The 11,025-nt window shown below is 71.3% G+C and carries 9 protein-coding genes; 5 read left to right on the top strand and 4 right to left on the bottom strand.

Annotated elements, in window-relative coordinates; all coding sequences use genetic code 11:
- Window positions 1-108 precede the first annotated feature (108 nt).
- From AB0B41_RS36100 to AB0B41_RS36090, 3 genes are all read right to left on the bottom strand, one after another.
- On the bottom strand, window positions 109-1,197 hold the full coding sequence (locus AB0B41_RS36100; RefSeq protein ID WP_358211484.1) for an ABC transporter substrate-binding protein: 1,089 nt from the start codon (window positions 1,195-1,197) through the stop codon (window positions 109-111).
- An 82-nt stretch (window positions 1,198-1,279) separates the two neighbouring features.
- Window positions 1,280-2,164 carry an ABC transporter permease gene (locus AB0B41_RS36095; protein ID WP_358211482.1) on the bottom strand — a complete coding sequence of 295 codons (885 nt, stop codon included), beginning with the start codon at window positions 2,162-2,164 and terminating at the stop codon, window positions 1,280-1,282.
- Entirely contained in the window at window positions 2,161-3,042 is an 882-nt protein-coding gene (locus AB0B41_RS36090; RefSeq protein WP_358211480.1) for an ABC transporter ATP-binding protein, read from the bottom strand. The genes AB0B41_RS36095 and AB0B41_RS36090 overlap by 4 nt, the downstream gene beginning before the upstream one ends.
- Window positions 3,043-3,227: 185 nt before the next feature.
- Here AB0B41_RS36090 and AB0B41_RS36085 point away from each other — a divergent pair, with 185 nt between their 5' ends.
- Genes AB0B41_RS36085 through AB0B41_RS36070 form a run of 4 tightly spaced genes read left to right on the top strand, consistent with a single transcriptional unit; the run spans window position 3,228 to window position 8,187 of the window.
- Complete coding sequence (locus AB0B41_RS36085; RefSeq protein ID WP_358211478.1) at window positions 3,228-4,451, top strand: cytochrome P450; 1,224 nt, start codon at window positions 3,228-3,230, stop codon at window positions 4,449-4,451.
- A complete protein-coding gene (locus AB0B41_RS36080; protein ID WP_358211476.1) occupies window positions 4,451-5,911 on the top strand; it encodes an aldehyde dehydrogenase family protein in 1,461 nt (486 codons plus the stop codon). The genes AB0B41_RS36085 and AB0B41_RS36080 overlap by 1 nt, the downstream gene beginning before the upstream one ends.
- A gap of 12 nt (window positions 5,912-5,923) precedes the next feature.
- Window positions 5,924-7,363 carry an aldehyde dehydrogenase gene (locus tag AB0B41_RS36075; protein ID WP_358211474.1) on the top strand — a complete coding sequence of 480 codons (1,440 nt, stop codon included), beginning with the start codon at window positions 5,924-5,926 and terminating at the stop codon, window positions 7,361-7,363.
- Window positions 7,363-8,187 (top strand): mycofactocin-coupled SDR family oxidoreductase, encoded by an 825-nt coding sequence (locus AB0B41_RS36070; RefSeq protein WP_358211472.1) that lies wholly within the window; start codon window positions 7,363-7,365, stop codon window positions 8,185-8,187. The genes AB0B41_RS36075 and AB0B41_RS36070 overlap by 1 nt, the downstream gene beginning before the upstream one ends.
- On the opposite strand, the gene AB0B41_RS36065 is transcribed toward AB0B41_RS36070, so the two are convergent.
- On the bottom strand, window positions 8,188-9,273 hold the full coding sequence (locus AB0B41_RS36065; RefSeq protein ID WP_358211470.1) for an NAD(P)-dependent alcohol dehydrogenase: 1,086 nt from the start codon (window positions 9,271-9,273) through the stop codon (window positions 8,188-8,190).
- 154 nt (window positions 9,274-9,427) lie between these two features.
- Between AB0B41_RS36065 and AB0B41_RS36060 the strand changes: the two genes are divergently transcribed.
- Window positions 9,428-10,957 (top strand): AMP-binding protein, encoded by a 1,530-nt coding sequence (locus AB0B41_RS36060; protein WP_358211468.1) that lies wholly within the window; start codon window positions 9,428-9,430, stop codon window positions 10,955-10,957.
- Window positions 10,958-11,025 lie beyond the last annotated feature (68 nt).

Here is an 11,025-nt window from a genome sequence, read left to right as displayed (position 1 = left end):
CGTGTGGTCCGACGTCGCGCGCCGCCGTCTGCGTGGGTACCGCGCGGGTCCCGCTTGGTACCCCCCGGACCCGCGCGGGGGTGGTCGTCCTCCCCGGCGCGTCCGCCATCAGGTGGTGGGTGACTTCGTCAGGGTCTCGACGTAGCGGGTGTCGTAGACCTGCTCCTCGGTCAGGTTGGTCGGGTAGTTGAGCAGCCCGAGGTCCCGCCAGTACTGCTGGGCGGCGAGGTGCTCGGTGCCGAGCGGGAAGGTCGGGTCGAACAGAAGTGGCCGCAGACTCTGCAGCTTCTCGGTCGTGATGCCCATCTGCTGGGCCAGCTTCGGCGCCACCTCGGGGTTGTTGTGGTAATCGCCCTGCAGGTAGTCCCGCTGGCTGCGGGCGATCGCCCGGAAGAACGCCATGGCGACCTCGGGTCGGTCCTGCAGGAAGTCCTTGCTGCCCACGTACCCGATCAGAGCTGTGCGGGGGAACTGCGTGTCGACGAACTCGCAGCACGGGTCGTTCTCCAGCAGCGCGGAGCCGGGCGAGGTCACCTGCGCGACGTCGGCAGCGCCGTTCGTCATCGCGACCGCGATCTCCGTCGGCTTCATGATCTTGAAGTTGAGGTCGCTGAGCTGGATGGACGGGTCGCCCGCATGGACCCACTGCCACAGGTAGTACGCAGAGATCGACGCGTTGCCCGACGGGGTCAGGATCGTCTTGCCCTTCAGCGCCGACGGGGTCACCCCGTTCGGGAACGACGCCTTGTTGAACCAGTACCCCTGCATCGATTCGGGCCCGTAGGCGGAGCCCGGGAAGGCCCACTTGACACCGGTGTCGCTGCCCATCGAGTTCAGCAGGCCCGCCGTCATCGCCGCGAAGCCGAGGTCGAGGCGCCCCTGAGCCAGCAGCGGCATCTTCTCGGTGTCCGGGAGGTCCTCGGTCTGGATCTCCAGGTTCTCCTTCTCGAACTCGCCCTCCGCCGTGGCCATCATGAACTGGGCGTAGACCTCGAGCTGGTTGCCGATCCCGATGACGACCTTCTCCTTCTGCGGGAGCGGTCGGGGGGCCAGCGGGTCACCGGTCGGGGCGAAGACCTCGGCCGAGGCCTCCGAACCGCCGCCCGACGACGACGCGCCGGAGCCGCACGCGGCGGTGACCAGGGCGACGGAGGTGACGGCCACCGCGACGAGCGTCCGCAGTCTGCGGCCCTTCATCGGGTCTGCCCGGAAGCGGTGGGGACGGCACTGGGGACGGCACTGTCCATGGTCATGAGGGTTCCTTGTCTCGAGAAGCGGATCAGTGGCCCGCACCCGCGCCGCCACGGCGCGTCCACGGGGTGAGGAGCCGGCCGAGGCCGGTGATGAGGGCCTGGAAGAGCACGCCGAAGATCGCCACGAGGACGACGCCGACGTACATCCGGCCCACGTCGAACAGCTGCCAGGAGTTCCAGATCAGGTAACCCATGCCCGCGGCACCCTGGACGAACTCGATGCCGATCAGGACGAGGACGGCGTTGCCCGCGGCGAGCCGGAGCGACACGAAGATCGAGGGCAGGGACGCGGGGAGGATCACGTGCCGCAGTGTCTGCAGCCGGGTCGCGCCGAAGCACTGCGCCGGCTCCATGTAGTTCTTCTGCACCGCGGTCACCGCGGCGGTCGTCGAGATCACCACGATGAAGAAGACGCTCGCCGCGATCAGCACGAGGATCGGCAGGTCGGAAAGGCCGAAGATGAGCAGCAGGATCGGCAGCATCGCCAGCTTCGGGACCGTGTAGAGGGCACTGATGATCGGGTCGAGCGCCACGTCGAGCCGGCGGATCCGACCGAGCAGGAAACCCATCACGAGCCCGACCACGGCGCCCACGACGAATCCGACCACCAGTCGGTACGTGCTGACCAGCGCCGCCTCCTGCAGTGCCCCGGTGCTGACGGCGGCGCCGAGCGACTCGACGACGTCGACGGGTGCGGGGAAGAAGCGCCGGTCGAACAGGTCGAGCATCGCGGCGAGCTGCCATATCACCAACAGCCCGATCGGGACGCCGAAGCGCAGCGCGTTGTCGATGCGGCGGCCTCGTGTGTTGCGGCGGTGGCGGTCCGCCAGCGACACCCGTGGGGCGAAGACGATCCGGTCGCGCGGCGGGGCCGTCGCGGAGACCGCGGGACGGTCGTTGGTGGTGGTCATCGGCTCCTCCTGAACAGCCCGCGGGCGGCGGGGACGACGGCGGACTTCTCCGGCTCCGGGACCGCGGCGCCGTAGGCCTCCGACCGGAGGTTCGCCCAGATCTCCTGCTCGAGGGCCGCGAACTCCGCACTGCCCCGCAGGTCGGCGGTGCGTGGACGGGCGAAGGGCACCTGGAACTCGCCGACGATCCGCCCCGGCCTGCGGCTCATGACGACCACCCGGTCTCCGAGCAGGACCGCCTCGTCGAGGTTGTGGGTGATGAACACGACCGTCCGGCGGTGCTCCTGCCACAGGGCCAGCAGCTCGTCCTGCATCAGCATTCGGAGCTGCGCGTCGAGCGCGGCGAATGGCTCGTCCATCAACAGGATCTCCGGCTCGACGACGAGCGCGCGAGCGATCGACACCCGCTGACGCATGCCACCGGACAGCTCGCTCGGGTAGCTCCGACGGAACGGGCTGAGGCCGAGCCGGTCGAGCCAGTACTCGGTCCGCTCGTCGGCGTCGGCCGGAGCCCCGTGGCCGACCTCCAGTCCGAAGCGGACGTTCTGCTCGACCGTCTTCCACGGGAAGATGCTGTAGTCCTGGAAGACCATGGCCGAGAGCGGACCGGTGCCGCCGCGCTCGACGCTCATCTCCCCGCCGGTCGGGTCGAGCAGACCGGCGGCGATCCGCAGGAACGTCGACTTGCCGCAGCCCGAGGGTCCGACGATGCAGAGGAACTCGCCGTCGCGGACCTCGAGGTCGAGCGGCCCCAGGGCCTGGATCAGACCGTCGGGGGTCTCGAAGTGGCGCTCCAGGCCACTCACGGTGATCTTCACCGAGCCGGCGGCGAGGGTGCTGCCGGGCCCGGGCGCGTCCAGTTCGTCCAGTGTCGCCACTGCAACTCCCCACTTGTCGTCGGTGACGGGCGGCGAAGCTACGCAACGCCGCGTTACGAGCCGCGTTAACGGTGGTCGGAGGGGGTGCGCCGGTCCGGAATCCGGGCGTAACGGACGCGATAACGGAGGCTCCGGCACCCTCGTTCGTCGACCACGGCGGTCGACCCGAACCCGGAGGACGCGACATGACCTCAGCCCCCGACGCACGCCCCGGCTCGCTGGATCCCGCGCTCGTCGAGCACTTCGTCGAGCACTTCGACCACCACGACGCCCGGCTGGGAGCCGACCCGTTCGCGGTGTCCACCGCCATGCGGGAGCGTTGCCCCGTCGCCCACAGCGACGTCCACGACGGCTTCTGGGTCGTCTCGAACTACGACGACGCCCGCGCGATCATGCAGGACCCGAAGGTCTTCACCAGCGCGAAGGGCGCCCGCATCCCCGCGGGCGGCAAGCACCGGCCGCTCCCGCCACTGGAGACCGACCCGCCGGACCACGCGAAGTTCCGCGGCCTCATCGCCAAGGCCTTCTCCCCGCGCAACATCAACGCCCTCGAGCCGAAGATCCGCAAGCTCTGCGACATGCTCATCGGCCAGTTCCACGCGAAGGGCGAGTGCGATCTCATCGCCGACCTCGCGGCGCCGCTGCCCACGACGATCTTCGTCGAGATGATGGGCCTGCCGCTGGAGGACGCGGAGAAGTTCCACACCTGGGCCACTCTGATCAACCATCAGGCGCACGCGGGCGACACCGCGATGTCGGCGGGCGAGGCGCAGCGCCAGACGCTGGAGTACCTGGCGGGCCTGATCGAGGCCCGCAAGGCGGATCCGCAGGACGACATCATGTCCGCCCTGCTCGACGCGGTCGTCGATGACGAGCCGATCGACCCCGAGGACATGCTCTACATGACCTTCCTGCTCTTCCTGGGCGGGCTGGACACGGTCACCTCGGCGATGTCGTTCATGTTCCAGCACCTCGCCGAGCGCCCGGACCTGCGTCAGCAGATCCTCGACGACCCGACCGTCATCCCGAAGGCCGTCGAGGAGTTCCTGCGGTACGAGCCGGTCATCATGATCGGCCGCGGGGTGACCGAGGACGTCGAGCTGAGCGGCTGCCCCGTCAAGGCGGACGACCGGGTGCTCATCAACTCCATCGCCGCCAACCGCGACCCGGCCCAGTTCGAGAACCCCGAGGACATCGACTTCTCCCGGGACGCCAACCGCCACCTGACCTTCGGCGTGGGCCCCCACCGCTGCGTCGGGTCCCACCTGGCCCGCCTCGAGCTCAAGATCGTGCTCGAGGAGTTCCACGCCCGCATCCCGCACTACGAGATCAGGCCGGGCGCCACCCCGACGCGGCACATGAACCAGGTCAACGGTCTCGACTCGCTGCCGCTGACCTGGACGGTGTGATGGAGGTCCGCACCTCCTACGACGCGCTCTTCGTCGACGGGGCGTGGGCCCCGTCGACGGGCGCGCCGGTCGACGTCGTCAACCCGGCCACCGGCCGGGCGATCGGCACGGTGCCCGAGGGCACCCTGGCCGACCTCGACGCCGCGGTGGGCGCCGCCCGCCGGGCCTTCGACGAGGGCCCCTGGCCGCGCCTGCCCCAGGCCGAGCGCTCCGGGCTGCTCCGCCGGTTCGTCGAGGTGCTCGAGAGCCACCGCGCCCAGCTGAGCGCGATGATCACGGCCGAGAGCGGCGCGCTGCCCTGGCTGGTGGACAGCACGCACTTCGCCCTCGGCTTCGGCCGCTTCCTGCACGCGGTCGACCTGGCATCGGGCGAGCTCGACTCGGTCACCCCGCTCAAGGTGGGCGCCGGGTCGGTCCTCGGGGGAACGGCGCTGGTCCACGAGCCGCTCGGGGTCGCCGGGCTGATCACCCCGTTCAACTTCCCGCTGTTCCTGAACCTCTCGAAGCTGGGGCCCGCCCTGGCTCTGGGCAACACCGTGGTGCTCAAGCCTTCTCCGCTGACCCCGCTGGAAGGCCTCGTCCTCGGTGCCGCGGCCGCCGACGCGGGTCTGCCGCCCGGCGTGCTCAACGTGGTGACGGGCGGTGCCGAGGTCGGCGACAGGCTCGTCGCCGACCCACGGGTGGACATGATCAGCTTCACCGGCTCGGACCGGACCGGCAGCGCCGTCATGCGCACGGCGGCCGAGTCGCTCAAGCCGGTCGTGCTCGAGCTCGGCGGCAAGTCCGCGTTGGTGGTCCGCGAGGACGCCGACGTGTCCAGGGCGGCCGACATCGCGTACTCGAGCTTCACCCTGCACGCGGGCCAGGGTTGTGTGCTGCTCACGCGGCACGTGGTCCACCGCTCGCTGGTCGACGACTTCCTCGACGCCCTGGCCACCCGGGCCGAGGCCGCCGTGATCGGCGACCCCACCGAGCCGGGCACCACCATGGGCCCGCTGGTCTCGGAGGCGCAGCGACAACGCGTCACCTCCTACGTGGAGATCGGCGCGGCCGAGGGCGGCGAGATCGTCTGCGGGGGCAAGCCGGTCGACCGTGAGGGCTTCTTCTACCGGCCCACCGTGATCCACGGGGTCTCCCCGAAGGCGCGGGTCGCGCAGGAGGAGATCTTCGGCCCGGTCGCCGTCGTGCTGCCGTTCGACTCAGACGACGAGGCCGTCGCCATCGCCAACGACTCCCGCTTCGGCCTGTCCGGCGGGGTCGTCAGCGCGGACACCGGCAAGGCGTGGGAGATCGCGCGGCGGCTCAAGACCGGGTCGGTCCGGATCAACGGCGGCGGCACCGCCCCGGACCTCGCCGCCCCGATCACCGGCTGGGGCGCCTCGGGCGTCGGGACCGAGCACGGTCTCGCCGGGCTGCTCGAGTTCGCCCAGCCCAAGTCCATCGCCTTCAGAGCAGGCTGACGGGAGACATCGTTGTCCACCTACGTGCGTGACTCCTTCTTCGTCGACGGCTGCTGGCTCGCCCCTTCGACCGACGCCCGGATCGAGGTGGTCTCTCCCAGCACCGAGCAGGTCGTCGGCTCGGTCCCGGAGGCCGCTCCGGCCGACGTCGACGCCGCCGTCGCCGCGGCCCGGCGCGCCTTCGACCGGACCGACTGGCCCTGGCTCACCCCCGCCGAGCGTGCCGCGCACATGCGGGACCTGGCGAAGGCACTGAACGAGCGGGTCGCGGAAACCGCCACCACCATCACGACCGAGATGGGCTCGGTCCTGAGCTACGCGCAGGCGGGCCAGGCCCCCGGCCCGATCATGATGCTCGAGTACTACGCCGACCTCGCGGAGTCACTCGAGCTGAGCACCGAGCGCACCGGTCTGATGGGCTCGTGGCGGCTGCACAAGCAACCCGTCGGGGTGGTCGGTGCCATCGTGCCGTGGAACGGCCCGCTGTTCCTGGCCATGTACAAGCTCGCGCCGGCGCTGCTCGCGGGCTGCACCGTGGTGCTCAAGCCCGCTCCCGAGTCCCCGCTGTCGGCGTACCACCTGGCCGAGGCCCTGGACGCGTCGAGCATCCCGCCGGGCGTGGTCAACATCGTCCAGGGTGGCCGCGACACCGGCCGCTACCTGGTCCAGCACCCGGACGTCGACAAGATCGCGTTCACCGGCAGCACCGCCGCGGGGCGCGTGATCATGGCGGACGCCGCACCGACCCTGAAGCGGGTCAGCCTGGAACTGGGCGGCAAGTCCGCCGCCATCCTGCTCGACGACGTCGACGTCGAGGCCGCACTCCCGCAGATCGTCTTCGGCGTCTGCCAGAACAACGGCCAGATCTGCATCTCCAACTCCCGCCTGCTCGTCCCGCGCCGTCGCGAGGCGGAGATCGTCGACGCCGTCACCGCGGCCATGGCGGGGCAGAAGGTCGGCGACCCGTTCGACGCCGACACCGAGATCGGTCCGCTCGTCGCCGAGCGCCAGCGGACCCGGGTCGAGGGCTTCGTCGAGGGCGCCCGCGCCGAGGGCAACACGATCACCACCGGCGGACGCAGGCCCGCGGGTCTGGACCGGGGCTGGTACGTCGAGCCGACGGTGGTCACCGGGGTGCGCCCCGACCAGTCGATCGCTCGGGACGAGGTGTTCGGGCCCGTGCTCTCGGTCATCGCCTACGACTCCGACGACGAGGCGGTGGCCATCGCCAACGACACCATCTACGGCCTGGGCTCGGCGGTGTTCACCCCGGACATCGCGCGCGCCGAGGCCATGGCGCTCAAGATCCGCGCGGGCACCCTGAACATCAACGCCCACATCACCGACTTCCACGTACCCCTGGCGGGCTGGAAGCAGTCCGGCATCGGGCAGGAGGCCGGGCCCGAGGCGATCCAGGGCTACCTGCAGACGAAGGTCGTCGGTCCCTACTGATGCCCGATCTCACCGGGCGGGTCGCGCTGGTCACCGGCGCGGCCCGCGGCCAGCGGCGCAGCCACGCCGTCCACCTCGCCGAGGCGGGGGCGGACGTGATCGCGGTGGACATCTGCGCGCAGATCGACACGGTGACCTACCCGATGTCCACTCCGGACGACCTGGAGGAGACCGTCCGGCTGGTCCAGGCCCACGAGCGCCGCTGCCACGCCCTGGTCGCGGACGTGCGGGACTCGACCGCACTGCGCACTGCGGTCGACGCCGGGGTGGCCGAACTCGGCCGGCTCGACGTCGTCGTGGCCAACGCCGGCATCTCGGGCTACGGCGGTGTCGAGCGCGGGCTGTCCGACGAGGCCTGGCGCAACGTCCTGGACACGAACCTCACCGGCGCCTGGAACACCTGCGCCGCAGCGATCCCGCACATGACCCACGGTGGCTCCATCGTGCTCACGAGCTCGGTCGGGGGGCTGAAGGGCATCCGCAACCTGGTGCACTACACCTCGGCCAAGCACGGGCTCACCGGGCTCATGCGCACCCTGGCTCTGGAGCACGCCCACCAGTCGATCCGGGTCAACCTGGTGCACCCCACCGCAGTGAACACTCCGATGATCATGAACGAGGGCACCTTCCGGACCTTCCGGCCGGATCTTCAGAATCCCGGGCTCGACGACGTCCGGGAGGCGTTCGTGGGCAACAACGCCCTGCCGGTGTCGTGGGTGGAGCCCGCGGACGTCAGCAAGGCGGTGCTGTTCCTCGCCTCCGACGACGCCCGCTACGTCACCGGCGCCACGCTGCCCGTGGACGCCGGTGCGCTGCTGCGGTAGCTAGAACCTCAGGACCGCCTTCACGGTCCGGCCCGCCTCGGAGTCCGCCACCGCTTGCCCGATCCTCTCGAACGGGTACTCGGTGATCATCTCCTCGAAGGGGAACACCCCGGCGCGCCACAGCTCGATCAGCTGCGGGACGTAGACCTGCGGGACCGAGTTCCCCTCGGTCACCCCCATCACGGTACGGCCCATGACCATCTCGTAGTGGCTCAAGGTGATCGTGCCCGCCAGGTCGCCCAGGCCCACCAGGGCGACGGTCCCGCCCTCCGGCACCGACGACGCCGCCGTCGCGACCACCGAGGCCACCCCGCTCGTCTCGACCGCGTAGTCCGCACCGCCCGCGGTGAGCTCTCGGACCTGCCCGGCGACGTCCTCGGACCGCCCGTCGAGCACGTGCGTCGCACCCAGCTTGCGGGCGAGCTCGAGACGCTCCGGGACGACGTCGACCGCGATCAGCGTGCCGACCCGGGCGACCACCGCGCCGAGCAGCGCCGACAACCCGACCGACCCGGCGCCGAACACCACGAGCGAGGACCCCGGGAACGGGCGCAGCGCGTTGAGCACGGTGCCCGAGCCGGTGATCACGCCGCAGCCCAGCGGGGCCAGGGTCGCCAACGGCAGGTCCGCGTCGACCTTGACGGCGTTGCGCGACGTCGCCAGACAGTGCGACGCGAAGGACGACTGACCGAAGAAGGCGCCCGCGACCGGCGACCCACCGTCGCGCAGCGGTGTCGAGCCGTCGGGTCGGGCGCCGCTGTAGTTCATCGCGGCGAACTCCCGACACCGGTAGGGCCGACCGCTCAGGCAGGCCCGGCAAAGCCCGCAGGCGTCGAAGCTCAGCACGACGTGGTCGCCCGGCGCGAAGCCGGTCACCGCGGATCCGACCTCCTCGACGACGCCGGCGCCCTCGTGGCCCAGCACGCCCCCGCCCGGGAAGTACTGCCGCGCGGTGAGGTCGCTGTGGCACAACCCGACCGCGGTCGTGCGGACGAGGATCTCGTCGGGCCGGGGATCGTCCAACTCCAGCTCCGTGAGGGCGAAGTCCGATCCCGCCCCCGTACTCATCGCGGCCCGCACACGCATACCGGCTCCTCCCACCGACGACCCGGCCCAGCGCCGGACGTTTCGCCACCGTTCGGGCAGACCGTTACCGACGCCGTTACCCCGACCCGTGCCCATAACGCGGCCGATAACGGCCGCGCCGAACCCTGGGAGACATCCCAAGACGGAGGTGGCGATGAGGCTGCACGATCCGCTCGAGTACTGGGCTCGGCGACGACCCGAGCTGCGGGTCGCGACCGGCCCGAACGGGGTGAGCTACGGCGAGGCGTCGGCGGTCACCTCCGCCTGGGCGGCCCGGCTCGGCGAGCTCGGGCTCCGCCCCGGGGATCGCGTCGCCCTGGCCTCGGCGAACCAGCCGAACGCGGTGCTCGCGCTGCTCGCCGCCTCCAAGGCGGGCCTGGTCACGGTGCCGATGAACCCCCGGCTGCGTGCCGAGGACTATGCCGGCTTCGTCCGCGACTCCGGCGCCCGGGCAGTGCTCGGCAGCACCTCGCGCGCGGACGATCTCGATGAGGCCGTCGCCGGACTCGACCTGCCGCGGGTCCTGCTCGACGGTGCCCGCACGGGATGGGAGGACGCCTCGACCTGGCCCCGCGAGGCGACCGTCGCCCTTCCCGCGGCGACCGAGCCGATCGCCCTGCAGTCCTACACCAGCGGCACCACCGGCAGGCCCAAGGCGGCGCTGCTGACCCACGACGGGTTCGTGCCGGTGTCCGTGCGCTGGTCCCAGGCGGGCATGCGGTTCGAACCCGGCGAGGTGTTCTACCTGCCCCTGCCGATCATGCTGATGGCCGGGATCATGATGGTGCAGCACGCGCTGTGGTGCGGCGCCGCCGTCGAGCTGGACGAGTTCGACCCACAGCGGGCCGTCGCCGCCTTGCGCAAGCCCGGGGTCGCGGGCGCCACGTTCGTCCCGACGATGATCCACATGATGCTCGACGCGGATCCCGCCGGTGTGCCCGCGCCGGACGCCACGCTGCGCTGGATCCTCTACGGCGGCACCCCGGTCTCCCCGGCACTCGTCGCACGGACCCGGGACGCGTTCGGCGCCCGGCTGTTCCAGAGCTACGGCTGCACCGAGTCCAGCGCGATGACCCTGCTGACGCCCGAGGACCACGACCGGGCACTCGACGGGGCGGAGCACCTGCTGGGCAGCGTCGGCCGGGCGGCACTGGACTGCGAGATCGCGCTGCTCGACGCCGACGACCGACCGGTCGGGGTCGGCGAGGTCGGCGAGATCTGCTCGCGCGGTCCGCACGTGTTCTCCGGCTACGCCGCCGATCCGACGCGCACCGCCGCGGCGCTGCGGGACGGCTGGTACCGGACCGGGGACCTCGGCACCTTCGACGCCGACGGGTTCCTCTACCTGCGCGGGCGTAAGGACCACATGATCAAGACCGGGGGCATCAACGTGCACCCGGAGGAGATCGAGCAGGTGATCGCGGCGGTGCCCGGGGTCGCGCAGGTCGCCGTGGTCGGGGTGCCGGACGAGCGGTGGGGGCGGCGGATCGTGGCGGCCGTGGTCGCGTCACCCGGAGCCACCGTCGACGCGCAGCTCGTGGTCGACCGCTGCCGCGCGGTCCTCGCGGCCTACAAGGTCCCCCGCGAGGTCGTCCAGCTGGACGCCCTACCTCTCAACGCGACCGGCAAGGTCCTCAAGCACGTGGTGCGTGAGCAGCTCTCCGCCCCGGTGCCGGCGCCGTGACCGCTGCCGAGCCCGTCGAGGTCGCGGCCGGCGGGCCGCTCGCCGGCACCCGGGCGCTGGAGCTCGGC

It is taken from the genome of Pseudonocardia sp. NPDC049154 (genome assembly GCF_040648315.1).
In the GTDB taxonomy this organism is placed as follows: Bacteria; Actinomycetota; Actinomycetes; order Mycobacteriales; family Pseudonocardiaceae; genus Pseudonocardia.
This window is presented reverse-complemented; position numbering and strand designations above follow the sequence as displayed.

Coding starts and splice junctions, on each gene's coding strand:
- AB0B41_RS36070 (WP_358211472.1), top strand. CDS start 7,363: ATGCCCGATCTCACCGGGCGGGTCGCGCTGGTCACCGGCGCGGCCCGC.
- AB0B41_RS36065 (WP_358211470.1), bottom strand. CDS start 9,273: ATGCGTGTGCGGGCCGCGATGAGTACGGGGGCGGGATCGGACTTCGCC.
- AB0B41_RS36100 (WP_358211484.1), bottom strand. CDS start 1,197: ATGAAGGGCCGCAGACTGCGGACGCTCGTCGCGGTGGCCGTCACCTCC.
- AB0B41_RS36080 (WP_358211476.1), top strand. CDS start 4,451: ATGGAGGTCCGCACCTCCTACGACGCGCTCTTCGTCGACGGGGCGTGG.
- AB0B41_RS36060 (WP_358211468.1), top strand. CDS start 9,428: ATGAGGCTGCACGATCCGCTCGAGTACTGGGCTCGGCGACGACCCGAG.
- AB0B41_RS36095 (WP_358211482.1), bottom strand. CDS start 2,164: ATGACCACCACCAACGACCGTCCCGCGGTCTCCGCGACGGCCCCGCCG.
- AB0B41_RS36085 (WP_358211478.1), top strand. CDS start 3,228: ATGACCTCAGCCCCCGACGCACGCCCCGGCTCGCTGGATCCCGCGCTC.